Origin of the sequence: Curtobacterium sp. MCBA15_013 (genome assembly GCF_001865095.1) — a bacterium.
Taxonomy (GTDB): Bacteria; Actinomycetota; Actinomycetes; order Actinomycetales; family Microbacteriaceae; genus Curtobacterium.
Genome location: NZ_MJGQ01000086.1, coordinates 1 through 24,867 on the forward strand (window position 1 = coordinate 1; position 24,867 = coordinate 24,867).

Consider the following 24,867-nt stretch of genomic DNA (forward strand, 5'->3'; position numbering starts at 1 on the left):
GGAGGCGCGGTGCCGGCTGGCACCGCGCCTCCCGTCCGTCACGCACCCGCGTCGGACCGCCGTGTCAGGCCGTCCGCAGCACGAGACCGCCGTGCTCGACGCGCAGGCTGGCAGCGGCCACCAGGCCGAACGGATCACCGTCCAACTGCAGCTGTTCGGGCTCGTCGAGCACGAGGTCGAGTCGCCGCGCCGTCGTGTAGCCGAGCGTCCGCGACCGCGGCAGGAAGCGCGCGAGCAGCCGTCCGAAGCGCGTCCGGTGGTAGAAGCGGTTGAGCGACAGGCCGTAGCCGATCTTCGTCCAGCCGAAGGCGCCACGCGGGCGGAACGCCACCGCGTCGAGGAGCCCGTCGTCCGGCTGCGCTTCGGGGAGGAGCAGCAGGCCCGCCGTGAGGGTCCCGCAGTTGCCCACGATGACGGTGTGCGCCCGCATGCTGTGCTCGTCGCCCTCGTCGAGGCGGTACCGGAGGTCGACCTGGCGGTTGCCGACCACGGACCGCATGATCGGGTCGGAGTAGGCGAGCCAGCCGAAGCGCTTCTTCAGGCCGGCGTTCGTGTCCGCGGCCATCCGGGCGTCGAGCCCGATCCCCGCCATCACGAGGAACGCGTGCTCGGTCGTGTCCCCGTCGGCGGTGGTGAGCGCGGCGAAGGCGACGTCGACGGCACGGTCAGCGCCGTGGAACGCCGACCGGACGGCCGCGGTGACGTCACCGATCGGGATGCCGAGGTTCCGTGCGTAGAGGTTGCCGGTGCCTGTCGGGAGCAGGGCGATCGGGATGCCGGACCCGTGCAGCACCTCGGCTGCGACCCGCAGCGTGCCGTCGCCACCGACGACCAGCACGACGTCGGGTGCGCTGTCACGAGCGGCGCGTGCGGCGGCGCGGCCGTCGTCGTCGGCCGCGGTCTCGAACCAGGCGGTGTCGGCCCAGCCGAGCGACCCCTGCTCGGTGGCGACCGCCGAGCGGAGGGCGGCGAGGTCGACCGCGGAGGGGTTCACGACGACGGCCGCGTGCTGCGGGCCGGCCGTCCGGTGCGTGCGGTCGGGGGCTGCGGGAGTGGAGGGCACCAGTCGACGCTACAGCCGGACGCGAGGCGATCGCGCCGCGGACCGGTGTGTCCGATCCCCGCGGATCCGCCGAACCTGGCAATCGGGACCCTCGCGCACAGGTACGCGAGCGAGACTCGCGGCACGGCGAGTGCCGGGTGACTTCGACACCTGTGCGGTACCTCTCCTGAACAGGCAGGGGCCGTCATGGCCAGCACGCCCATCGTCCGCTCACTCACCCTCATCGGCACCGGGATCGGACTGGCGGCAGCGCTGGCGCTCGCTTGCTCCGGTCCCGCCTCGGCCGCGACCGTCATCGACGGTCCGATCGGGCTCGGCACGGCCGCGACGTACGGCGTCCTCGGCGCCTCGACCGTCACGAACACCGGGCCCACCACCGTCCAGGGCGACCTCGGCCTCTCCCCGGGGACCTCGATCACCGGGTTCGGCGGACCCGGCAACGGGATCGTGAACGGCACGGTGCACCAGACCGACGCGGCAGCGACCCAGGCCCAGGCCGACACCACGACCGCGTACGACGTGGCGGCGTCGCTGACCCCGACGCAGACCGGCGTCTCGGAGCTGAACGGCCTCAGCCTGTCGCCCGGTGTCTACACCGGCGACGCACTGCGACTCGCGGACACCGGGATGCTGACGCTCGCGGGCAGCGCCGACTCCGTGTGGGTGTTCCAGGCCGCGTCGACGCTGACGATCGGATCGGGCACGCGCATCCTCACCACGGGTGGCGCGAGCTCCTGCAACGTCTTCTGGCAAGTCGGCAGCTCGGCGACCATCGGCAGCGCCGCGCAGTTCCAGGGCACGGTCCTCGCGGACCAGTCCGTCACGGCCACCACGGGTGCGACCGTCGTCGGGCGTCTGCTCGCGCGCACCGCTGCCGTCACGCTCGACACGAACACCATCACCGCGCCGACCGGGTGCCCGGCCCCCGGCACCCCCTCCGAGACGGTGGCTCCGACGATCACGTCCGGCACCCCCACGGCCGCGACCGCCGGCACGCCCTACTCGTTCCCGGTGACGGCGACGGGAACGCCCGCGCCCACGTACTCGGACGGCGGGACCCTGCCGCCCGGCCTCACGATCAACCCGACGACCGGGGTCATCTCCGGCACCCCGACGACGCCCGGCACCACGACGGTGACGATCACGGCGGACAACGGCACGGCCCCGGCCGACACCGAGACGTACGTCCTCACCGTCCGCGCTCCCGCGGTGGTCCCGACGCCGACCCCCACTCCCTCGGCACCGACGTCGAGCGCTCCGGCCGTGCCGGTCGCTGCGGGCTCGGGCAGCGGTGGTTCCGGGAACTCCCCGGCGGAACTCGCCTTCACCGGCAGCGACCCGACGGTGCCGCTCACGATCGCCGGAGCACTCCTCGTCGCCGGCTCCGCGCTGCTCGTGCTGCGGTCCCGTACCCTGCGTGCCCGACGACGTCCGGCACAGCGCGCGTAGCGTCGGGAGCATGACGAAGCACTGGGTGGCCCCGCGGTTCGGCGGCAGCGAAGTCCTCGAGTACGTCGAGACCGAGGTGCCGGCCCCGGGGCCCGGCGAGGTGACGATCGACATCCGCGCTGCGGGCATGAACCCCGCCGACACGAAGCACACCCGACAGGGCGACCCGTCGGACCTGCCGATCGCGATCGGCTACGAGGTCGCGGGCGTCCTGAGCGCCGTCGGTCCGTACACCGAGATCGCGTCCGGCGGGGGAGCGGTCGGTGACGAGGTCCTCGCGTTCCGGGTCGCTGGTGGCTGGGCCGAGCGACTCACGGTGCCGGCACGGGACGTGTTCGCCAAGCCCGCGGTCCTCGGCTTCCCCGAGGCCGCGAACCTCCTGCTCACCGGCACCACCGCCGCGGACATGCTCCGGGTGACCCGGGCCTCGGGGAACGACACGGTCCTCGTGCACGGTGCCGCCGGTGCCGTCGGGGTCAGCCTCCTGCAGCAGCTCCGCCTCCTCGGGGCGCGGGTCATCGGCACCGCCTCCGAGCGCAACGCCGACACCGTCGCGGACTTCGGCGGTGAGTGGATCGCGTACGGCGACGGACTCGAGGACCGGGTCCGGGCACTCGTGGCCGACGGCACGGGCGACGGCGTCGACGTGGCGCTCGACTGCGTCGGGACCGACGAGGCCGTCGACGTCTCGCTCGCGCTCGTCGCGGACCGGTCGCGCATCGTCACGATCGCCGCGTTCGGTCGAGCGGGGGCCGACGGCATCCGTGCGATCGGCGGAGCCCAGCCGGAGAGCAAGGTGTTCCGAGACTCGGTGCGGCAGCGACTCATCGACCTCGCGGGCGACGGGCAACTCGCCGTCCCCGTCGCGCGGACGTTCCCGCTCGCCGAGGCGAAGGCCACGGCCGAGGTGCTCGAGTCGCAGCACCCCGGCGGGAAGCTCGCGCTCGTCCCCTGACCCGGCGCGGACGTGGCCGGGGCGTTCTGGTTGAATCGCACTCGTACTTCAGCCAACACCCGAGGGGGACCCATGACCGACCAGTACCCGCCGCAGAACCCGTACGGCCAGCAGCCCGCACCGACCGGGCCCGGCGGCGAACCGCCGATCTGGGCGCCCTGGTACGGCATCTCGTTCGGCAAGGCGTTCTCGCGCTTCTTCAAGAAGTACGCGACGTTCAGCGGCCGCGCGAGCCGCAGCGAGTACTGGTGGTGGTACCTCTGGAGCGCCATCATCGGCACGGTGGCGTCGATCATCACGGGCATCCTGACGGCGGCCACCGGCACGACGACCACCACGACCTCCTCGACGTACGTGGGCTTCTCGACGATGTCGACCAACCCGCTCGCCGGGACGGCCTTCTGGATCGTCGGACTCGCGCTCATCATCCCGACGCTGGCGCTCATCGTGCGACGCCTCCACGACGCGAACATCAACGGGCTCTTCGCGCTGCTGCTGCTCATCCCGTTCCTCGGTGCGGTCGCGGTGTTCATCATGATGTTCCTGCCGTCGAACCCGCAGGGCGCCCGGTTCGATCGACCGACCGGTTCGCGATGACGACCGGCGGCGAACCCGGGTGGGGACAGCCGGACGGGCAGCAGCCGCCGGCCGGGCAGCCGAACGGCCAGCCCTCGCTGCCCTACGGGCAGCAGCCGCCGGCCGGGCAGCCGTACGGCCAGCAGTACGGCCAGACGTTCCCGCCGTACGGCCAGCCGTACGCGCAGCTCCAGCCCCCGATCCCGGTCGGGCCGGACGGCACGCCCCCGCTCTGGGCACCCTGGTACGGCATCGGCTTCCTCGACGCCGCCACGCGCTTCTTCAAGAAGTACGCGCGGTTCGACGGGCGCGCCAGCCGGAGCGAGTTCTGGTTCTGGGCGCTCGCCAACGGGCTGGTCAACCTCGTCTTCCTCGGTGCCTACCTCGTCGCACTGTTCTCGTGGATCGCGGCGAACACCTCGACCGACGCGTACGGCGTGACACGGTCCGACGCCGTGGGGCCGCCCGTCGTCGCGCTGCTGATCGGCGGGGTCTGGGGGCTCTGGTGGCTCGCGACGATCGTGCCGAGCCTGGCCCTGGGGTGGCGCCGGGTGCACGACGCGAACCTGGCCGGACCGTTCTGGCTCATCGCGCTGTTCGTCGGGATCGCCGGGATCGTGTTCGGCGCCCTCGAGTCGAACCCGGCCGGTGCGCAGTACGACCGCCCCAATCTCGGGTAGCGCGACCACCACGACGAAGCGGCCCGCCCCGGCAGGGGGCGGGCCGCTTCGTCGTGCTGCGGTCGGGGCGCGGGTCAGACCACCCGGAGCCGCGAGAGCGAACCGTCCACGACCAGATCGCGCACCGTGACGGACGGATCCGCCGTCTGGAAGCGCAACGCGCCTCCGGGCTGGTCGAACCAGGGCTGGACGAACCGGACCGTCACCAGGAACGGCCGTTCGACCAGGTAGCGGTGCGTCTCGGGCGCCGACGCGACGTGCGGCGGCAGTGAGCGCTGCGGCAGCGGGGTGTCGAGCGGGTGCAGCAGGTAGCCGTCCGGGCCACCGACGCGGTCCACGGGCACGCCGGCCGGCACCTGGATCGTGAGGCCCTGCTCGCCCGCCTGCGCCACCTGCTGCGCGAGCTGCGGGTACGTCGACGCCGCCCGGTCGCGGAGCCCGTCGAGCTCGTACCGGGGGATGTCCTTCGGCGCCGGGAACGGCCGGTTGAGGAAGCGACGGAGCATCTCGACCGCGTCCGCTTCGCCCCGGGCGGTCGCGAGACGCCGCGCGGTGCCGTAGTCGACGACCTCGAGCGCGAAGTCGCCCGTGCCCTCGACCGCCACGACTCGGAGCGCGCCCTCGACCGGGGGCTCGTGCAGGGTCTCTCCGGGGAGCTGCACGTAGCGGATCGTGTAGCCGAGCTGGTCGAGGATGGGGCGGGTGTCCGCGAAGGTCATGGAGCGGAGCCTATCGGTGGTGCCCCTGACGTGCCTTGGACGGAGCCGAGCGTCGGCCCCGTCCCGGCGACGTCGTCAGGCTCGGCCCCGCATGACGGCCTGCTTGACCTCGGAGATCGCCTTCGTGACCTGGATCCCACGCGGGCACGCGTCGGTGCAGTTGAAGGTCGTGCGGCAGCGCCACACGCCCTCCTTGTCGTTGAGGATGTCGAGCCGGACGTCGGCCGCGTCGTCGCGCGAGTCGAAGATGAACCGGTGCGCGTTCACGATGGCGGCGGGACCGAAGTACTGGCCGTCCGTCCAGAACACCGGGCAGGACGACGTGCACGCGGCGCAGAGGATGCACTTCGTGGTGTCGTCGAAGCGCGCACGGTCGGCCACCGACTGGATGCGCTCCTTGCCCGGGGTGGGGGCGGTCGCGGGCTGCAGGAACGGCTGGACCTCACGGAAGGACTTGAAGAACGGCTCCATGTCGACGACGAGGTCCTTCTCGAGCGGCAGGCCCTTGATCGCCTCGACGTAGATCGGCTTCGACACGTCGAGGTCCTTGATCAGCGTCTTGCACGCCAGCCGGTTGCGCCCGTTGATGCGCATCGCGTCGGAGCCGCAGACGCCGTGCGCGCAGGAGCGCCGGAAGGTCAGGGACCCGTCCTGGTCCCACTTGATCTTGTGGAGCGCGTCGAGGATGCGGTCGGTCGGCAGCATCATGACGTCGAAGTCCTGCCAGCGCGGCTCGTCGTCGACGTCCGGGTCGAACCGGCGGATGATGAGCGTCACCGGGAACGATCCGGGAGGGGCGTCCTGCACGGTGTCGGTGCGGGGTGCGTCGGAGACCAGGGTGTCGGTCATCTCAGTACTTCCTCTCCATCGGCTGGTACCGCGTCACGACGACTGGCTTCCAGTCGAGGGTGATGTGGTCGTCGGCGAGTGACGAGTGCGGGTCGCCCGTCAGGTACGCCATGGTGTGCTGCATGTAGTTCTCGTCGTCGCGCTTCGGGTAGTCGTCGCGCATGTGGCCGCCGCGGGACTCCTTGCGGTTCCGGGCGGAGTACACGACGACCTCGGCGAGGTCGAGCAGGAACCCGAGCTCGACGGCCTCGAGCAGGTCGGTGTTGAACCGCTTGCCCTTGTCCTGCACGGAGACCTGCAGGAAGCGGTTCCGGAGCGTGTGGATGGTCTCGGTGACGCGGGCGAGCGACTCGTCGGTGCGGAACACCTGCGCGTTCTTGTCCATCTCGTCCTGCAGCTCCTTGCGGAGCACGGCGATGCGCTCGGTGCCGGTCGAGGCACGGAGCTGCGCGAGCATGTCGCGGACGCCGGCGGCCGGGTCATCGGGCAGGGGGAGGAACTCGGCGGTCTTGACCCACTCGGCCGCGTTGTTGCCCGAGCGCTTGCCGAAGACGTTGATGTCGAGCAGCGAGTTGGTGCCGAGGCGGTTCGAACCGTGGACGGACACGCAGGCGCACTCGCCGGCGGCGTAGAGCCCGGGAACGACCGTGGTGTTGTCGTACAGGACCTCGGCGTCGGTGTTGGTCGGGATGCCGCCCATCGCGTAGTGCGCCGTCGGCATGACGGGCACCGGCTCGACGACCGGGTCGACACCGAGGTAGGTGCGCGCGAACTCGGTGATGTCGGGGAGCTTGGTCTCGAGTACCTCGGCCCCGAGGTGCGTGCAGTCGAGCAGCACGTAGTCCTTGTTCGGCCCGGCGCCACGGCCCTCGGCGACCTCCTGCACCATGCACCGGGCGACGATGTCGCGCGGGGCGAGGTCCTTGATGGTGGGGGCGTAGCGCTCCATGAACCGCTCGCCCGAGGCGTTGCGGAGGATCGCGCCCTCGCCGCGGGCGCCCTCGGTGAGGAGGATGCCGAGGCCGGCGAGCCCGGTCGGGTGGAACTGGAAGAACTCCATGTCCTCGAGCGGGAGGCCGGTGCGCCAGACGATGCCGACGCCGTCGCCGGTCAGGGTGTGGGCGTTCGAGGTGGTCTTGTACATCTTGCCGAAGCCACCGGTCGCGAAGATCATCGCCTTGGCGTGGAAGACGTGGAGGTCACCGGTCGCGAGCTCGTAGGCGACGACACCGGCGGGCTGCTTGCGGGTGACGCCGTCCTCGCCGACGACGTCGACCATGATGAGGTCGAGCGCGTAGAACTCGTTGAAGAAGTTCACGCCGAGCTTCACGCAGTTCTGGAACAGCGTCTGCAGGATCATGTGGCCCGTGCGGTCCGCGGCGTAGCAGGCCCGGCGGACGGGGGACTTGCCGTGGTCGCGGGTGTGACCGCCGAATCGCCGCTGGTCGATCTTGCCCTCGGGCGTGCGGTTGAACGGCAGGCCCATGTTCTCGAGGTCGATGACCGCGTCGATGGCTTCCTTCGCGAGGATCTCGGCGGCGTCCTGGTCGACCAGGTAGTCGCCGCCCTTGATCGTGTCGAAGGTGTGCCACTCCCACGAGTCCTCTTCGACGTTGGCGAGCGCCGCGGCCATCCCGCCCTGCGCCGCACCGGTGTGCGATCGCGTCGGGTACAGCTTCGAGATGACGGCCGTCTTCGCCTTCGGGCCGGCCTCGATGGCGGCACGCATGCCGGCACCGCCCGCGCCGATGATGACGATGTCGAACTGGTGGTGGTGAACGGTGGTCTCGGTCACTGGGGCCTTTCAGGAGTGGTGCCGCGCCGGCAGGGGCGTGCGGCGGCGAGGTCGAGGACGCGTGCTGCGGCTACTGGGCCGGGCAGAACGACGGCAGGTCCGCGGCGGCTGCGCCGGCGGGGCACGGGTCGAACGTCCAGCACACGAGCAGGCCGAGCACGATGAGCACGACGCAGGCGATGAGGATCGCGACGAGCAGGGTCTTGCGGATGCCCGGCTTCGACACGTAGTCGTTGACGATCGTCCGCATGCCGTTCGAGCCGTGGATCAGCGCGAGGACGAGCATGAGCGAGTCCCACACCTGCCAGAACGGCGACGCCCACTTGCCGGCGACGAACGCGAAGTCGATCTGCTTGACGCCCTCGCCCGCCACCATGTTGACGAAGAGGTGCCCGAAGATCAGCACGACGAGCAGGACGCCCGAGCCGCGCATGTAGATCCAGCCCCACTTCTCCCAGTTGGTGGAGCGGCGGGCTGCTGCTGCCGAGCGCGGGGGCTCGATGGTCTGCGTGGTCATCCGGATGCCCCCTAGTTGAAGTCCGCGACGAGGTTCATGAGCTGGCGCGGCAGGAAGCCGGCGATGGCGATCGCCCAGAGGACGATCACGATCCAGAACATGGCCCGCTGGTACTTCGGGCCCTTCGACCAGAAGTCGATGAGGATGATCCGGAGCCCGTTGAACGCGTGGAACACGATGGCCATCACGAGCGCGATCTCACCGAGGTTCATGATCGGCGTCTTGTACGTGCCGATGACCGCGTTGTACGCCTCGGGGGAGAGCCGCACGAGGGCGGTGTCGAGGATGTGCACGAGCAGGAAGAAGTAGATCGCCACACCGGTGATGCGGTGCAGGACCCAAGACCACATGCCGGTGGACCCCCGGTAGAGCGTCCCCTGCGGTGTCCGAGAAGCGCGCGGCGCCTCGATCGTCACCTGGGGTGCGGCGGTCGCCGTACCCCCTGCGGTCTGCTCGGCCATGAGCTCGTCCTCCCATAGGACGGGCTCGCCCGATCGGCGAGCCCTTGCCGTTCGTGTTCGTGTGGAACACGACCCATCCTATGCGCGTGCGCTGACCTTCTCGTGCCAACCGGTCCGGGCACCCCGCGTCGTGGCGGGCGGCGCGCCGATCGTGCGGGCCGTGTCGTGGTGGTCGAGCAGTTCGTCGCCGATCGCCTCCCACGTCGTCCCCTCGACCCGGAGCCGCCCGGCGGAGCCCATCCGCTCGGCCAGGGCGCGGTCGTGGTGCAGGGCGAGGACGGCTCGACGCAGGGCCTGCGGCTCGTCCGGGTCGTACAGCTCGCCGTCGAGTCCCGGCGCGACGAGGTCGAGCGGCCCGCCGGCGCTCGGCGCGACGACCGGCAGCCCGCTGGCGTGCGCCTCCTGCAGGGTCTGGCCGAAGGTCTCCGCCGGTCCCGTGTGGACGAACAGGTCCAGGGCCGCGTACGCGTCCGCGAGCGCGTCCCCGCGGAGCGGACCGGTGAACGTGACGTCCAGGTGGCGGAGACGCCGTTCGAGCGCGGCCCGGGACGGACCACCGCCCGCGACCACGATCCGGATCCCGGGGATGCCGCCGAGCTCCGCGAGCCGCTCGACCTCCTTCTCGGGCGCGAGCCGCCCGACGTACCCGACGATGGTCTCGCCGCGCGGGGCGATCCGCCGCCGGAGCGCCCGCACGTGCGCCGACGAGCGGCGCGCGGGGTGGAACAGCTCGGTGTCGACGCCGCGGCCCCAGCGCGCGACGCGGGGGACGCCGTCCTCGGCGAGCATCGCCGCGGTCGCGCTCGACGGCGCGAGCGTCAGCGAGGCGCCGGCGTGGATGCGTCCGAGGATCTTCCGCACCAACGGGACGGTCGCGGTCAGGCCGTTGCGGCGGGCGAACCCGGCCACGTCGGTCTGGAAGACGGCGACGGAGGGGATGCCGAGCCTCCCGGCCGCCGTGATCGCGCGCCCACCCAGCAGGAACGGACTCGCGGCGTGGAGCACGTCGGCGCCGGAGGCGGCGAGGATCGTGTCGAGCACCGGGTGGGGGAGCGCGACCGGGAACTGGCGGTACGCGACGGCCGGGACCCGGTGCACGTCGAAGGAGCGGTACCGCTCCACCGCGGTGCGCGAGCGGAACTGCGCGATGCCGGGGGTGTCCGGCGCGATGACGACCGCGCGGTGACCGCGGCGTTCCAGGTGGTCCAGCACCGCGAGGACGCTGGTGGTGACGCCGTTGAGGGTGGGCAGGAAGCTCTCGGTCACGACGGCGACGGTCCGTTGGGACGTGCCGCGCTCCACGCTGCGTGCGTTCATGGCGGTGTCCATGCTCCGCGCACGGCGTGTCCCCGCGGGGCCGTCGACGTGAACGCCCGGCACGCAGGCGGTGAACAGCCGCGTCTGCGGGTGGCGAACGGTCGCGTCCGCGTGTGGTGGACGATCGGACTGGAGGCGCGGCGCACGACCGGCGGGCCGGCTGCGGTGGCCGTGTGCGGACTCCCGCACCGCGTGCGTGCGGGAAGCGTGCGGGAACCACCCAGGTCGCGCCCGGCCGCACCGGTACGGTGAGCACGTGGCAGACGCACTCGAGGACTTCTACGCGATCATCCCCGCCGGGGGCATCGGATCGCGGCTCTGGCCGTTGTCGCGTGCCGACGCGCCCAAGTTCCTGCACGACCTGACCGGGTCCGGCACCTCGCTGCTCCGGCAGACGTGGGACCGTCTCGCGCCACTGGCCGGCGAGCAGCGGATCATGGTCGTCACCGGCCGTGCGCACCGTGTCGCCGTCGAGTCGCAGCTCCCCGGCGTCGAGGACCACAACGTCGTGCTCGAGAGCGAGCCGAAGGACTCCACGGCGGCCATCGGCCTCGCCGCGGCGATCCTGCGCCGCCGCGAGCCGGACGTCGTCATCGGCTCCTTCGCGGCCGACCACGTCATCGGTGACGCCCGGGGCTTCCGCCGGTCGGTCCGCGAAGCGGTCGTCGCCGCACGCGCCGGCTACATCACGACGATCGGCATCACGCCGACCGAGCCGGCGATCGGCTTCGGCTACATCCACGCGCACGACGACCCGATCGGCATCGAGGGCGCCCCGACCGCCCACGCGGTGCGCTCCTTCGTCGAGAAGCCCGACCTCGACACCGCGCGCTCGTACGTCGAGCAGGGCACCTACCTCTGGAACGCGGGCATGTTCATCGCCCGCGCCGACGTGCTGCTCGCCGAGATCGGCCGGACGAAGCCCGAGCTGCTCGCCGGCATCGAGGAGCTCGCCGACGCGTGGGACACCTCGGCCCGTGGTGCCGTCGTGGACGCGGTGTGGCCGAACCTCGAGAAGATCGCCATCGACTACACGGTCGCCGAGCCCGCCGCCGCCGCAGGGCGCATGGCGGTCATCCCCGGCGACTTCGACTGGGACGACGTCGGCGACTTCGCCTCGCTCGCGAAGCTGCAGTCCGGCGGCCGCGCGAACAACCTCGCGGTGCTCGGGGACGGCGCTCGCATCCTCGCGGACTCGTCGAGCGGCATCGTCGTCTCGCACAGCCAGCGGCTCATCTCGCTCATCGGCGTCGAGGACATCGTCGTCGTGGACACCCCCGACGCCCTGCTCGTGACCACCAGTGCGAACGCGCAGCGCGTCAAGGGTGTGGTGGATGCACTGAAGATCAGCGGCCGCGGCGACGTCCTGTAGCGCTCCATCACGAAAAGCGCTTGACGTCCCCCGAACTGGGGGCAGAACCGTGACTTCGCGTTACGGGCGCGTTTCGGCGCGGTCGCGATCCCGTAACTGATCCCAGGAGTCCCTCAGGGGCGTTCTGTACCGGCCGGGCGGTCGTGTACTGTCGCCACGATCGCCCGGAACGCACGTGGTCCGGGCACGCTCCCCGGAGGAACCCACCCGTGACATCTCGTACCCGTCAGGTCCTGCTGAGCTCCCTCGCGCTCGCCGGTACCGTCGCCGTCCTCGCCGGTTGCTCGGCCGCCCCGTCCGACACCGCGTCCGGCGACAACAAGACCAGCTTCCGCCCCTGCATGGTCTCCGACGCCGGTGGCTTCGACGACAAGTCGTTCAACCAGCTCGGGTTCGAGGGCATGAAGGACGCCGCGTCCGACCTCGGTGCCACCTACAAGTCGGCCGAGTCCAAGGACGCCACCGTCTACGACTCGAACATCGAGCAGCTCATCGGCCAGAACTGCAACCTCATCGTCACCGTCGGCTTCAACCTCGCCGACGCCACGAAGAAGCAGGCCGCGGCGAACCCCGACACCGACTTCGCGATCATCGACGACAACTCGATCGACGCGAAGAACGTCAAGCCGATCACCTTCGACACCTCGCAGGCGGCGTTCCTCGCCGGCTACGCGGCCGCCTCGTACTCGAAGAGCGGCGTCGTCGGCACCTTCGGCGGCATGCAGATCCCGACCGTCACGATCTTCATGGACGGCTTCGCGGACGGCGTGAAGTACTACAACGAGCAGAAGTCGAAGGACGTCAAGGTCGTCGGCTGGGACGTCGACAGCCAGAAGGGCTCCTTCACGGGCGGCTTCGAGGCCGGCACGCAGGCCAAGGCCGTCGCGCAGACCCTGATCGACCAGGACGCCGACGTGATCCTGCCCGTCGGTGGCCCGATCTACCAGTCGGCTGCCGAGGCCATCAAGGACGCGAACAACGGTTCCGTGCTGATCGGTGCGGACAGCGACCTCTACGAGGCCGACCCGCGCTACAAGGACATCGCGTTCACGTCCGTCGAGAAGGGCATGCGCCCCGCCGTCAAGGACGTCGTCGAGCAGGCCGCCGACAAGAAGTACTCCAACGAGCCGTACGTCGGCACGCTGAAGAACGACGGCGTCGGCATCGCGCCGTTCCACGACTACGCCGACAAGGTCGACAGCGGCCTCGAGAAGGAGCTCGACACCATCAAGTCGGGCATCATCGACGGCTCGATCAAGGTCGAGACCAAGGCGACCGTCAAGTAGTCCGGTGAACGCGGGCGGGGGAACCTCCCTCGCCCGCGTTTCCGTGCGTCGATCACAGAAACAGACCCAGAGAACATGAAGCTCGAACTCCGCGGCATCACGAAGCGGTTCGGCCCCCTCGTCGCCAACGACCACATCTCGCTCACCGTCGAGCCCGGTGAGGTCCACTGTCTCCTCGGGGAGAACGGCGCCGGCAAGTCGACCCTGATGAACGTCCTGTACGGCCTGTACCAGGCGGACGAGGGCGAGATCCTCCTCGACGACGTCGTCCAGGACTTCGACGGACCCGGTGACGCCATGCGTTCCGGCATCGGCATGGTGCACCAGCACTTCATGCTCGTCCCCGTCTTCACCGTCGCCGAGAACGTCATGCTCGGCCAGGAGCAGACCGCGTTCGGCGGCCGGCTCGACCTCGCCGGCGCCCGCAAGCGCGTGCGGGAGATCTCCGAGCGCTTCGGGTTCGACGTCGACCCGGACGCCAAGGTCGAGGACCTCCCCGTCGGTGTCCAGCAGCGGGTCGAGATCATCAAGGCGCTGTCCCGCGACGCCTCGGTCCTGGTGTTCGACGAGCCGACGGCCGTCCTCACCCCGCAGGAGACCGACGAGCTGATGGGCATCATGCGGCAGCTCCGTGCGGCCGGCACCGCGATCGTGTTCATCACCCACAAGCTGCGCGAGGTCCGCGAGGTCGCCGACCGCATCACCGTGATCCGCCTCGGCAAGGTCGTCGGCGAGGCATCGCCCACCGCGACGAACAACGAGCTCGCGGCGCTCATGGTCGGCCGTGCCGTCTCCCTCGTCGTCGACAAGGCACCGGCCACCGGTGGTGAGGACGCGCTCGTCGTCGACGGGCTGACCGTCACCGACCCGTCCGGCATCGTCCTCGTCGACGACGTCTCGTTCACGGTCCGGCGCGGCGAGGTCCTCGCCATCGCCGGGGTGCAGGGCAACGGGCAGACCGAGCTGACCGAGGCGATCCTCGGCCTCGAGCCGGTGCACGCCGGCCGCGTCACGCTCGACGGGCGCGAGCTCACCGGCCGCACCGTCAAGCAGATCCTCGACGCCGGCGTCGGCTTCGTCCCGGAGGACCGGAAGGAAGACGGGCTCGTCGGCGAGTTCACCATCGCCGAGAACCTCATGCTCGACCGTGCCGACCACGCCGAGTTCGTCCGCGCCGGCACGATCCGATCGGCGGAGCGCGACGCGTTCGCCGACGAGAAGATCGCCGAGTTCGACATCCGCACGCCGAGCCGCACCACCGCGGCCGGCCGGCTGTCCGGCGGCAACCAGCAGAAGATCGTCCTCGCCCGCGAGCTGAGCCGCGACCTGCGCCTCTTCGTCGCGGCGCAGCCGACCCGCGGCATCGACGTCGGGTCGATCGAGTTCGTGCACAAGCGCATCGTCGCCACCCGCGACACCGGTGTCCCGGTCATCGTCGTCTCCACGGAGCTCGACGAGGTCGTGGCGCTCGCCGACCGGATCGCCGTGATGTACCGCGGCGGGATCGTCGGCATCGTCCCCGCGGACACCCCGCGCGACGTCCTCGGCCTGATGATGGCCGGGGAACTCCCAGAAGGAACGGAGCTGGCAGCGTGAGCAACACGCCAGACAACACGCAGCCGGACGCACCGCTGACCGACGACCGCCTGCAGGACGTCGAGTCCACCCCGCACCTCATGACGGACTCCGCCGAGGACACCGAGCGACGCCAGGGCGGCGACCGCTGGCAGGCCGCACTGCAGGGCATCGTCAACGGCTCCGCGCTCGTCACGGTCCTCGCCGTCGTGCTCGCCCTCGTCGCGTGCGGCATCCTCATCGCCATCACCGACGAGAACGTCCGCTCGGCCGCCGGGTACTTCTTCGCCCGTCCGGCCGACACCTTCCGGGCGATCGGTACCGCGGTCGGCGGGGCGTACGCGTCGCTGTTCGAGGGGTCCGTCGTCAACTTCGGCGCGTCGAGCTTCCAGCAGGCCATCGTGCCGCTGACCCGCTCGATCGACTACGCCGTGCCGCTCATCGCGGCCGGTCTCGGCATCGCGCTGTCGTTCCGCGCCGGCCTGTTCAACATCGGCGGCCAGGGCCAGATCCTGATGGGCGCCGCGGCGGCCGGCTGGGTCGGCTTCTCGTTCGACGGCCCCGCGGCGATCCACATCCCGCTCACGATCATCGCCGGCATCGTCGGCGGTGCGGTGTGGGCCGGGATCGTCGGCGTCCTCAAGGCGCGGACGGGTGCCAACGAGGTCGTCCTCACGATCATGCTCAACTACGTCGCGCTGTACCTCGTGAGCTACCTGCTCCGCACGCCGGGCCTGCTGCAGGCGCCGGGCAGCCCGAACCCGATCTCGCCCGCGACGAAGGACAGCGCGGTGCTCCCGCCGCTGTTCGGGGTGCGCTACGGCGTGGACCTCGGCTTCGTCGTGGCGATCATCGCGGTCGTCGTCGTGTGGTGGCTCGTGAACAAGTCCTCGCTCGGCTTCCGCTTCCGCACCATCGGTGAGAACCCGCGTGCCGCGCGCGTGGCGGGCATGAGCGTGCCGTCCCTGACCATCTGGGTCCTCGTCATCTCCGGTGCCCTCGTCGGCATCGCCGGCGCGTACCAGGTGCAGGGCGCGGTCACGACCGGGTTCACCTCCGGCATCGACGCCGGCATCGGGTTCGACGCCATCACCGTGGCGCTGCTCGGCCGGTCGAAGCCGTGGGGCGTGTTCTGGGCCGCGATCCTGTTCGGCGTGCTGAAGAACGGCGGCTACGCCATGCAGGCCGCGAACGGCATCCCGATCGACATCGTGGGCGTCATCCAGGCCCTCATCGTCCTCTTCATCGCGGCGCCGCCGCTCGTCCGCGCGATCTTCCGGATCCCGCAGCCGGGTGCTCGTCGCCGAACCCGCAACAAGCAGAGCAAGAAGGCGGTCGCCGCGTGAGCACCATGACCCCCACCGCGGTCCCCGCGCTCCCCGCGCAAGGCCGCGGCCTCGAGACGACCCGCAGCTGGAAGGCCGCGATCGGGTACGGCGTCTTCACCGTGATCGCGCTGCTGCTCTTCGGCGTCGCACACCGACCGGGCACGGCCACGTTCCGCCTGTCCTCCAAGGGTGACTTCTTCGCTCTGCCGAACCTTCCGCTGCCGTCCACGGCTACGGGCGTCGTCGTCATCGTGCTCCTCGCACTCGCCACCGTCTACGCGGTCGTCGAGACGCGCGCGTTCCGTCGGGTCCGCCTCTGGGTGACCGCGCTGTTCGCGATCGTGTTCGTCGTGGGCTTCCTCGCCTGGGCCGTCGCGGGTGACTCGATCACGATTCCGGGCATGCTCGTGGGCGCGCTCGGTCTGAGCGTCCCGCTCGTGTTCGGCGCCCTCGGCGGCGTGATCTCGGAGCGTGTCGGGGTCGTGAACATCGCCATCGAGGGCCAGTTCCTCGCCGGTGCGTTCACCTCGGCGCTCGTCGCGTCGGTGACGGGTACACCGTGGGCGGGCCTCGTCGGTGCCGTCGTCGCCGGTGTCCTGGTGTCGTTCATCCTCGCGGCGTTCAGCATCAAGTACCTCGTCGACCAGGTGATCGTCGGTGTCGTCATCAACGCCTTCGTCTCCGGGCTGACCGGCTTCCTGTACTCGCAGGTGCTCTCGCCGAACGCGTCGACGCTCAACGTGGGCCTGCGCTTCCCGAAGCTCGAGATCCCGCTGCTGCACCAGATCCCGATCATCGGCCCGATCTTCTTCGAGCAGACCGTCGTGGTGTACCTGGCGTACGTGGCGGTGGCGGTGGTCACGTTCGGGCTCTTCAAGACCCGGTGGGGCCTGCGCCTCCGCTCCGTCGGCGAGCATCCGCAGGCCGCGGACACGGTCGGTATCAACGTGAACCGCACCAGGTTCTGGAACGTCTCGCTCGCGGGCGCCATCGCCGGTCTCGGCGGTGCGTACTTCACGCTCGACGCGGTCGGCGGTTTCACGAAGGACATGACCGCCGGCGCTGGCTACATCGCGCTCGCCGCCGTGATCTTCGGTCGCTGGGACCCGATCCGTGCGATGCTCGCGGCCCTGCTGTTCGGGTTCGCGTCCAACCTGCAGAACGCGCTCAGCGTCGTCCAGGGTTCGCCCGTCCCGAGCGAGTTCCTGCTCATGCTCCCGTACGTGGTGACGATCCTCGCGGTCGCCGGCCTGGTCGGGCAGGTGCGCGGTCCCGCGGCGGCCGGCAAGCCGTACATCAAGAGCTGACGGCCAGGAGGCACGGCACATGACCGACACGCACGCTTCGGGCGACGACCGGGTCGCGTCCACCGACGCGACCGCCTGGGCGGACCCGGCCACGGCCCTGGACGGGCGCGGCGGCCGGACCGCCGCCGACGGGACGGGGGCCGAGCCGCGCCTCCCGTCCGACGTGGACTGGACCGCCCTGCGGACCGCCGCGACGGCTGCGATGGGGCACGCCTACGCGCCGTACTCGTCGTTCCCCGTGGGAGCCGCGGCGCTCACCGACGACGGCCGGATCGTGTCCGGCTGCAACGTCGAGAACGCGTCCTACGGGGTGACGCTCTGCGCGGAGTGCTCGCTCGTCTCGCAGCTGCACATGACCGGCGGCGGCAAGCTCGTGGCGTTCACGTGCGTCGACGGCGACGGGGCGACCCTGATGCCGTGCGGCCGGTGCCGCCAGCTGCTCTTCGAGCACTCCACCGAGGGCATGCTGCTCGAGACCGTCTCCGGCATCCGCACCATCGACGAGGTCCTGCCGGACGCCTTCGGGCCGCGGACCCTCGCCACCTACCAGCAGGAGCACTGATCCACATGGCCGTCGAGCCGTTCGACACCGTCGACCTCATCCGCACGAAGCGCTCCGGGGGCGCCCTGAGCACCGCCGAGGTCGACTGGCTCGTCGATGCCTACACGCGCGGCTACGTCGAGGACCCGCAGATGGCGGCGATGGCGATGGCGATCTTCCTGAACGGGATGGAGCGGCGCGAGATCAAGGACCTCACGCTCGCGATGATCGCGTCGGGGGAGCGGATGTCGTTCTCGTCGCTCGGCAAGACGACGGTCGACAAGCACTCGACCGGTGGCGTCGGCGACAAGATCACGCTGCCGTTGGCGCCCCTCGTGGCGTCGTTCGGGGTCGCGGTACCCCAGCTGTCGGGCCGCGGGCTCGGGCACACCGGCGGGACGCTCGACAAGCTCGAGTCGATCCCCGGGTGGCAGGCGGCGCTGTCGAACGACCGTCTCCTCGAGGTGCTGACCGACGTGGGCGCGGTCATCTGCGCCGCCGGTACCGGCCTGGCGCCGGCCGACAAGAAGCTCTACGCCCTGCGGGACATCACCGGCACCGTCGAGAGCATCCCGCTCATCGCGTCGAGCATCATGTCGAAGAAGATCGCCGAGGGCACGGGTGCGCTCGTGCTCGACGTGAAGTTCGGGTCAGGGGCGTTCATGCCCTCGTACGAGGCGTCGCGCGAGCTCGCGCAGACCATGGTCGACCTCGGGAACGACGCCGGGGTGAAGACCTCGGCGCTGCTGACCGACATGGAGGTCCCGCTCGGGCTGACGATCGGCAACGCGCTCGAGGTGCGGGAGTCGGTCGACGTGTTGGCGGGCGGGGGTCCAGCCGACGTCGTCGCGCTGACCGTGGCGCTGGCGACCGAGATGCTCACGCTGGCCGGGCTGCCGGACGCCGACCCTGCCGCCGCACTGGCCGACGGCCGAGCGATGGACACCTGGCGGCGGATGATCCAGGCGCAGGGCGGGGACCCCGCAGCCGCGTTGCCGGTCGCCCGCGAGCAGCACGTCGTCACCGCGCCGTCGTCGGGCGTGCTCGCGCAGCAGGACGCCCTGCCGTTCGGCGTCTCGGCCTGGCGCCTGGGTGCCGGCCGTGCGCGCGCGCAGGACCCGGTGCAGGCCGGGGCGGGCATCGAGCTGCACGTCAAGCCCGGTGACACCGTCGCCGCGGGGCAGCCGCTCTGGACGCTGCACACCGACGACGCGTCGAGGATCCCGCGGGCGCTCGAGTCGCTCGAGGGTGCGTGGTCGATCGGCACCGAGGCGCCTCTGCGTGGGCCGATCGTGCGCGAGCGCATCGCGGGCTGAACCCCGGCCGTGGGACCGGCCACCGGCCGGGCTGCGGCTGCCTGCCCGGCTGTGGAGAGCCTCCAGTGGGTCCCGTCGTCTGTTGTGCACAGGTGCCTGCGCGGGGTCGGTGACCACCGATAGCCTGGGTGCATGAGCTCCGACGCCACGACCTACCGCCTGCCCGACGCCGGAGCGGTCATCAACGACCTGCCGAAGGTCTCGCTGCACGACCACCTCGACGGTGGCCTGCGCCCGGCGACGATCGTCGAGCTCGCCGGTGCCGCGGGCGTCACCCTGCCGACCACCGACCCGGCCGAGCTCGGGCAGTGGTTCGCCGACCAGTCGAACTCCGGCTCGCTCGTCGAGTACCTGAAGACCTTCGACGTCACGATCTCGGTGATGCAGACGGCGCCGCAGCTGCACCGCATCGCGAAGGAGTTCGTCGAGGACCTGGTCGCCGACGGCGTCGTCTACGGCGAGGTCCGCTGGGCGCCCGAGCAGCACCTGCAGGGCGGGCTCACGCTCGACCAGGCGGTCGAGGCCGTGCAGGCCGGCATCGAGGAAGCGGTCGACGCCGCCGCCGGCGGCAGCATCCGCGTCGGCCAGCTCGTCACGGCGATGCGCCACGCCGACCGCGCCCTCGAGATCGCCGAGCTCGCCGTCCGGCACCGCGACGCCGGCGTCGTCGGCTTCGACATCGCCGGGGCCGAGGCCGGGTTCCCGCCCTCGAACCACCGTGCTGCGTTCGACTACCTCGCCTCCGAGCTCTTCCCCGTGACGGTGCACGCGGGCGAGGCCGACGGGCTCGCCTCGATCCGCTCCGCGCTCGTCGACGGGCGGGCACTGCGCCTCGGCCACGGCGTCCGCATCTTCGAGGACGTCGTCCTGTCCGACGCCGGTGACGGCTCGACGCTCGCCTCCCTCGGCGAGGTCGCCTCGTGGGTGCGCGACCGTGAGATCCCGCTCGAGGTCTCGCCGTCGTCGAACCTGCAGACCGGGGCCGTCGCGGCGTGGGGCGACGACCTCGCCGACCACCCCTTCGACGTGCTCTACCAGCTCGGCTTCCGGGTCACGGTGAACACCGACAACCGCCTGATGAGCGACACCTCGCTCTCGAAGGAGCTCGCACTGCTCGCGGGCACGTTCGGCTACGACCTCGACGACCTCGCGGCGTTCCAGATCAACGCGGCGCTCGGCTCGTTCCTGCCGCTCGAGGACCGCGAAGAGATCATCGCCACCATCACGGCCGGCCACCAGGAGGCCTGACGCATGCCACTGCCGCCGCTGCCGGACTCCGCCGTCGTGCTCGGGGCGACCGCGTCCTCGTGGCGCGACGCGCTCCGGCTGGCCGGCGGTGCCCTCGTGTCGTCGGGAGCGGCCACCGAGCCGTACACCGACGCCATGATCGGCCTGGTCGAGGAACACGGGCCGTACATCGTCATCTCGCCCGGGCTGGCGTTCGCGCACGCCCGGCCGGGGCCCGCGGTGCTGCGTGACGGGCTGTCCGTCGTGACGCTCGACGCGCCGGTGTCGTTCGGGCACCCGCACAACGATCCGGTCCGCGTGGTCCTCGGGCTCGCGGTCGCCGGGGTCGGCACCCACCTCGAGTCGATCGGGGAGATCGCGAACCTGTTCAACGACGCCTCGGTGACCGGTCGGATCGCCGATGCCGCCACCGCGGACGAGGTCCGCGCGATCATGGGGGTCACCGCATGAAGATCGTCACCATCTGCGGCGCGGGCATCGGTTCCAGCGCGATCCTCAAGGTGAACGCCGAGAAGGCCCTCGCGGCGCTCGGGCTGACCGCGTCCGTCGTGGCGGCCGACGTCGCGTCCGTGCAGAAGGTGTCCGACGACGCGAACGTGATCCTCACCAGCCAGGAGTTCGTCGAGGCGATCGGGTCCACCTACGCCGAGGTCATCGTGATCCGGAACCACTTCGACCAGGCCGAGATCACGGCCGCGGTGGACCGGGCGCTCGGCGAACACTGACGCCGGTTCCGTGGCCTCTAGAGTTGGGGCATGAGCACGGAGAACCCGCTGAACGACCCCGCCGCCGACCCGTTCGAGGTCGCGCGTGACGCCGCCGAGGTCATCGCCTCGAAGTCCGGCATCGAGCGCCACGACATCGCCCTGACCCTCGGGTCCGGGTGGGGGAAGGCCGCGGACCTCATCGGCGAGACCGTGTCCGAGATCCCCGCGTCCGAGGTCCCCGGCTTCAGCGCTTCGGCCGTCCCCGGGCACTCCGGTACGGTCCGCTCGATCCGTCTCGCCGACGGCCGGCACGCGCTGGTCATCGGGGCGCGCACGCACTACTACGAGGGCCACGGGGTCCGTCGGGTCGTGCACAGCGTCCGGACCGCGGCGGCGACCGGCGCCTCGATCATGGTCCTGACGAACGGTGCCGGGGGCATCAAGGAGCACTGGACGCCCGGCACGCCCGTCCTCATCAGCGACCACATCAACCTCACCGCGGACAGCCCGCTCGAGGGTGCGACGTTCGTCGACCTCACCGACCTGTACTCGGCGCGGCTCCGCTCGGTTGCTCGCGGCGTGGACCCCTCGCTCGACGAGGGCGTCTACACCCAGTTCCGCGGTCCGCACTACGAGACGCCGGCCGAGGTCCAGATGGCGAAGACCATCGGCGGGCACATCGTCGGCATGTCCACCGCGCTCGAGGCCATCGCGGCGCGGCAGGCCGGCATGGAGGTCCTCGGCTTCTCGCTCATCACGAACCTCGCCGCCGGCATCCAGAAGACGCCGCTGTCGCACGCCGAGGTGCTCGAGGCCGGGCGCGAGGCCGAGCCGGTGATCGCCGACCTGCTCGCCCGCGTGGTGACCGCGCTGGGCTCCGCGTCGTGAAGCTCGACGTCGACGGCGTGCTCGCTGCTGCTCGTGCCTGGAGCGCGCAGGACCCGGACCCCGAGACCCGTTCCTCGCTCGATGCGGCGATCGACGCGGCGGCGACCGGCGACGATCCCGCGGTGCAGGACCTCGCCGCGCGGTTCGCCGGGCGCCTGGCGTTCGGCACCGCAGGCCTCCGCGCCGAGCTCGGGTACGGACCGCTCCGGATGAACCGGGTCGTCGTGACCCAGGCCGCCGCGGGACTCGCGCGCTTCCTCATCGACACCGGTCGTCGACGCAGCGTCGTCATCGGGTACGACGGTCGGGTGAACTCGGACGTCTTCGCCCGCGACTCCGCCGAGGTCATGCGCGGCCTCGGGCTCGAGGTCACCCTGCTGCCGTCGGCGCTCCCCACGCCCGTGCTGGCGTTCGCCGTGCGGCACCTCGACGTCGGTGCCGGGGTGATGGTGACCGCGAGCCACAACCCGCCGCGGGACAACGGCTACAAGGTCTACCTCGGCGAGGACGACGAGGGGTCGCAGATCGTCCCGCCCGTCGACGCCGACATCGCCGCCGCGATCGACGCCGTCGCCGCGGGCTCGATCGCGGACCTGCCCCGTGCCACCGACTACACCGTCGCCACGTCCGAGCTGCTCGGCGCCTACGTGTCCGCCACCGCGGCGACGGTGGCAGCGCCCGGGCTCGCTCCGGACGCGCAGCCGAAGGTCGTCTACACGGCCATGCACGGCGTCGGGTGGGAGACCGCCCGCGCGGTGTTCGAGGCGGCCGGGTTCGCCGTGCCGGTGACCGTGCCCGAGCAGATCGAGCCGGACGGGGCGTTCCCGACGGTGTCGTTCCCGAACCCCGAGGAACCGGGGGCGATGGACCTGTCGATCGCCCGCGGGGTCGCTGTCGGTGCGGACCTCGTCATCGCGAACGACCCGGACGCCGATCGGCTGGCGCTGGCGATCCCGGACGGCGACGGTTCCTTCCGCAGGCTCTCGGGCAACGAGGTCGGCTGGCTCCTCGGGTGGCGCGCTGCAGCCCGGGCGTCCGACGACGGTGTGCAGGGAACGCTCGCGGCGTCGATCGTGTCCTCGCCGGCGCTCGCACGGGTCGCGGCGCGGCACGGGCTGGAGTACCGCGACACCCTCACCGGCTTCAAGTGGGTCTCCCGCGTCCCCGGGCTGCTGTTCGGGTACGAGGAAGCGCTCGGCTACCTGGTCGACCCGGAGGTCGTCCGCGACAAGGACGGCATCTCGGCGGCGCTGTCCCTGCTGTCCCTCGCCGCGGACCTGGCCGCCTCGGGGTCGTCGATCGCCGGGCAGCTCGACGCCTTCGCGGCCGAGTTCGGGGCGTTCGCGTCCGGGCAGGTGGCGACCCGGGTGGACGACCTGTCCCGCATCGGGTCGATCATGGCGTCCCTGCGGTCGACGCCGCCGACGACGCTCGGCGGGCTGTCGGTGCTGTCGGTGACGGACTACGCCGGGGGTGTCGAGGGCTTCCCGCCGTCGGACATCCTCCGCTACGACCTGACAGGTGACGCCCGCGTGATCGTCCGCCCGAGCGGGACCGAGCCGAAGGTGAAGGTCTACATCGACACCGTCGCGGAGAGCCCCGCCGAGGCGCAGTCGCTCGTCGACGCCCTCGCCGCCGACATCCGCCCCCTGGTGTCGTAGGCGCGGCCGCGCCGGCGGCGGCGTTGGCCCGCCGCGCGTCGAACCACGTTTCCGACGTCGAACCAGCTCGTGCCGCTGGTTCGACGTCGGAAACGTGATTCGACGTTTGCGCGCGTGCGAGTTGTGAGCACGTGACTTCTCCACAGATCGAGCGTCGGACACGGGGCGCGACCCGAGCCCGGACAGGCTCGGACCATGGTGGTCCCCGTCGTCGTCCCCGTGCACTCCGACCCGGCCGCGGCCCGCGCGCAGCAGCGAGCGTTGCGCGACGGGCAGTTGATCCGCGTCGGCCACGGCGCCTTCGTCCACCGCGAGGACTGGGAGCGCGCGACCGCTTGGGAGCAGCACCTCGCGCGCGCGGCGGCGGTGCACGCCGTCACGCCTCGTGCCGTCGTGTCGCATGCCTCCGCCGCGATCGCGCACGGACTGCCGTGGATCCAGCCGGTGCCGGAACGCGTGACCGTGCTCGATCCAGTGCGTCGGACCGCGCAGCGCACGAGGTTCGCGGACAAGGCCGCTGCGGCCGGACGACACGTGGTGCCGGTCGTCGTCGGAGGGCTGCCCGTCACGACCTTGGTGGACACGGTCGTGGACATCGCGCTGCGGTACGACCGTGGCCGAGCACTCGCGGTGGCGGACGCGGCGCTCCGACGTGGCGTGCAGCACGACGCGATCGAGGACGAGTTGGCGGCACGCGGCCCGGTTCGCGCGGGGCGACGAGCACGTTCGGTGCTGGAGTTGGCGGCGGGCTCCTCGGAGTCGGCGGGGGAGAGCGTCGCTCTGCTCGTGATGCGCGATGTCGGGTGTCCGGCGCCGGTCCAACAGCAGGAGTTCCGCGACGACCGCGGTGTCATCGGCAGGGTCGACTTCTGGTTCCCGGACCAGGGCGTGATCGTCGAGTTCGACGGTCTCGTGAAGTACCGGGACGTCGGGATGCGCAACGGCCGCTCCGTCGAAGAAGTCGTCATCGCGGAGAAGGTGCGGGAAGATCGGCTGCGCGCGCTGGACGACGTACGCCGCGTCATCCGGCCGATCTGGCGTGACGTCGTGCCCGGCGGCGCGTTCCCGGCGATGCTGGCGGCGGCAGGTCTCCCGGTCCGGCGGGGCGTCCGAACGACGCCCGCGTGGTGAGCGGCCCCCGCGTGGAACCACGAATCCGACATCGAACCGACCAGGCGCGGTGGTTCGATGTCGGATTCGTGGTTCGAAGCAGCGCGGCGCGGCGCGGCGCGGCGCGGCGCGGCGCGGCGGCGCCGC

General features: G+C 71.4%; 24 protein-coding genes. 17 read left to right on the forward strand and 7 right to left on the reverse strand.

The genetic code is table 11. From position 1 onward, the window contains the following. Window positions 1-64 precede the first annotated feature (64 nt). Complete coding sequence (locus BIV01_RS18170; RefSeq protein WP_083414139.1) at window positions 65-1,063, reverse strand: diacylglycerol/lipid kinase family protein; 999 nt, start codon at window positions 1,061-1,063, stop codon at window positions 65-67. Window positions 1,064-1,249: 186 nt separating this feature from the next. Between BIV01_RS18170 and BIV01_RS18175 the strand changes: the two genes are divergently transcribed. The 4 genes from BIV01_RS18175 (at window position 1,250) to BIV01_RS18190 (ending at window position 4,723) form a co-directional block, all read left to right on the forward strand. Further along, window positions 1,250-2,512, forward strand: a complete 1,263-nt coding sequence (locus BIV01_RS18175) for an ice-binding family protein (RefSeq protein WP_071303764.1) — start codon at window positions 1,250-1,252, stop codon at window positions 2,510-2,512. Between the two features lie 10 nt (window positions 2,513-2,522). After that, on the forward strand, window positions 2,523-3,467 hold the full coding sequence (locus BIV01_RS18180) for a quinone oxidoreductase family protein (protein ID WP_071303823.1): 945 nt from the start codon (window positions 2,523-2,525) through the stop codon (window positions 3,465-3,467). Window positions 3,468-3,539: 72 nt separating this feature from the next. After that, window positions 3,540-4,064 (forward strand): DUF805 domain-containing protein, encoded by a 525-nt coding sequence (locus BIV01_RS18185; RefSeq protein WP_071295793.1) that lies wholly within the window; start codon window positions 3,540-3,542, stop codon window positions 4,062-4,064. Further along, the gene (locus BIV01_RS18190) at window positions 4,061-4,723 is read left to right on the forward strand and encodes a DUF805 domain-containing protein (RefSeq protein ID WP_083403381.1); all 663 of its coding nucleotides are present in this window, start codon (window positions 4,061-4,063) and stop codon (window positions 4,721-4,723) included. Before BIV01_RS18185 ends, BIV01_RS18190 begins: the two co-directional genes overlap by 4 nt. A 74-nt stretch (window positions 4,724-4,797) precedes the next feature. Here BIV01_RS18190 and BIV01_RS18195 read toward each other — a convergent pair whose 3' ends face one another. The 6 genes from BIV01_RS18195 to BIV01_RS18220 all read right to left on the reverse strand — a co-directional run bounded on the left by BIV01_RS18195 (window position 4,798) and on the right by BIV01_RS18220 (window position 10,381). Next, a complete protein-coding gene (locus tag BIV01_RS18195) occupies window positions 4,798-5,442 on the reverse strand; it encodes a TNT domain-containing protein (protein WP_070418435.1) in 645 nt (214 codons plus the stop codon). 75 nt (window positions 5,443-5,517) lie between these two features. Beyond that, the gene (locus tag BIV01_RS18200) at window positions 5,518-6,291 is read right to left on the reverse strand and encodes a succinate dehydrogenase iron-sulfur subunit (RefSeq protein ID WP_071295792.1); all 774 of its coding nucleotides are present in this window, start codon (window positions 6,289-6,291) and stop codon (window positions 5,518-5,520) included. Between the two features lies 1 nt (window position 6,292). Continuing rightward, complete coding sequence (sdhA, locus tag BIV01_RS18205) at window positions 6,293-8,086, reverse strand: succinate dehydrogenase flavoprotein subunit (protein ID WP_071295791.1); 1,794 nt, start codon at window positions 8,084-8,086, stop codon at window positions 6,293-6,295. Between the two features lie 70 nt (window positions 8,087-8,156). Then, window positions 8,157-8,603 carry a succinate dehydrogenase, hydrophobic membrane anchor protein gene (gene sdhD, locus BIV01_RS18210; protein ID WP_070418438.1) on the reverse strand — a complete coding sequence of 149 codons (447 nt, stop codon included), beginning with the start codon at window positions 8,601-8,603 and terminating at the stop codon, window positions 8,157-8,159. An 11-nt stretch (window positions 8,604-8,614) separates the two neighbouring features. Continuing rightward, entirely contained in the window at window positions 8,615-9,064 is a 450-nt protein-coding gene (sdhC, locus tag BIV01_RS18215; protein ID WP_083414140.1) for a succinate dehydrogenase, cytochrome b556 subunit, read from the reverse strand. Window positions 9,065-9,142: 78 nt separating this feature from the next. Continuing rightward, complete coding sequence (locus BIV01_RS18220; RefSeq protein ID WP_229086419.1) at window positions 9,143-10,381, reverse strand: glycosyltransferase family 4 protein; 1,239 nt, start codon at window positions 10,379-10,381, stop codon at window positions 9,143-9,145. A 256-nt stretch (window positions 10,382-10,637) separates the two neighbouring features. Between BIV01_RS18220 and BIV01_RS18225 the strand changes: the two genes are divergently transcribed. From BIV01_RS18225 to BIV01_RS18285, 13 genes are all read left to right on the forward strand, one after another. Further along, window positions 10,638-11,753, forward strand: a complete 1,116-nt coding sequence (locus BIV01_RS18225; RefSeq protein ID WP_070418440.1) for a mannose-1-phosphate guanylyltransferase — start codon at window positions 10,638-10,640, stop codon at window positions 11,751-11,753. Window positions 11,754-11,962: 209 nt separating this feature from the next. Beyond that, window positions 11,963-13,039, forward strand: coding sequence for a BMP family lipoprotein (locus BIV01_RS18230; RefSeq protein ID WP_070418441.1), 1,077 nt, complete (start codon window positions 11,963-11,965; stop codon window positions 13,037-13,039). Window positions 13,040-13,114: 75 nt separating this feature from the next. Then, window positions 13,115-14,635, forward strand: a complete 1,521-nt coding sequence (locus BIV01_RS18235; protein WP_071295789.1) for an ABC transporter ATP-binding protein — start codon at window positions 13,115-13,117, stop codon at window positions 14,633-14,635. Then, a complete protein-coding gene (locus BIV01_RS18240; protein ID WP_217637380.1) occupies window positions 14,632-15,960 on the forward strand; it encodes an ABC transporter permease in 1,329 nt (442 codons plus the stop codon). Before BIV01_RS18235 ends, BIV01_RS18240 begins: the two co-directional genes overlap by 4 nt. 5 nt (window positions 15,961-15,965) lie before the next feature. Continuing rightward, entirely contained in the window at window positions 15,966-17,249 is a 1,284-nt protein-coding gene (locus BIV01_RS18245; protein WP_071295798.1) for an ABC transporter permease, read from the forward strand. Between the two features lie 163 nt (window positions 17,250-17,412). After that, on the forward strand, window positions 17,413-17,811 hold the full coding sequence (locus BIV01_RS18250; protein ID WP_070419511.1) for a cytidine deaminase: 399 nt from the start codon (window positions 17,413-17,415) through the stop codon (window positions 17,809-17,811). Between the two features lie 5 nt (window positions 17,812-17,816). Continuing rightward, entirely contained in the window at window positions 17,817-19,106 is a 1,290-nt protein-coding gene (locus BIV01_RS18255; RefSeq protein ID WP_071295788.1) for a thymidine phosphorylase, read from the forward strand. A gap of 132 nt (window positions 19,107-19,238) precedes the next feature. After that, window positions 19,239-20,354, forward strand: a complete 1,116-nt coding sequence (locus tag BIV01_RS18260; RefSeq protein ID WP_071295787.1) for an adenosine deaminase — start codon at window positions 19,239-19,241, stop codon at window positions 20,352-20,354. 3 nt (window positions 20,355-20,357) lie between these two features. Then, window positions 20,358-20,804: a PTS sugar transporter subunit IIA gene (locus tag BIV01_RS18265; protein WP_070418446.1), complete on the forward strand. Its 447-nt coding sequence runs from the start codon at window positions 20,358-20,360 to the stop codon at window positions 20,802-20,804. Continuing rightward, window positions 20,801-21,079, forward strand: a complete 279-nt coding sequence (locus tag BIV01_RS18270) for a PTS sugar transporter subunit IIB (RefSeq protein WP_070418447.1) — start codon at window positions 20,801-20,803, stop codon at window positions 21,077-21,079. Before BIV01_RS18265 ends, BIV01_RS18270 begins: the two co-directional genes overlap by 4 nt. A gap of 30 nt (window positions 21,080-21,109) precedes the next feature. Continuing rightward, on the forward strand, window positions 21,110-21,949 hold the full coding sequence (locus BIV01_RS18275) for a purine-nucleoside phosphorylase (RefSeq protein ID WP_070418448.1): 840 nt from the start codon (window positions 21,110-21,112) through the stop codon (window positions 21,947-21,949). Further along, the gene (locus BIV01_RS18280; RefSeq protein WP_071295785.1) at window positions 21,946-23,610 is read left to right on the forward strand and encodes a phospho-sugar mutase; all 1,665 of its coding nucleotides are present in this window, start codon (window positions 21,946-21,948) and stop codon (window positions 23,608-23,610) included. The genes BIV01_RS18275 and BIV01_RS18280 overlap by 4 nt, the downstream gene beginning before the upstream one ends. Window positions 23,611-23,805: 195 nt before the next feature. Next, on the forward strand, window positions 23,806-24,741 hold the full coding sequence (locus BIV01_RS18285; RefSeq protein ID WP_071303765.1) for a hypothetical protein: 936 nt from the start codon (window positions 23,806-23,808) through the stop codon (window positions 24,739-24,741). Window positions 24,742-24,867: the final 126 nt, after the last annotated feature.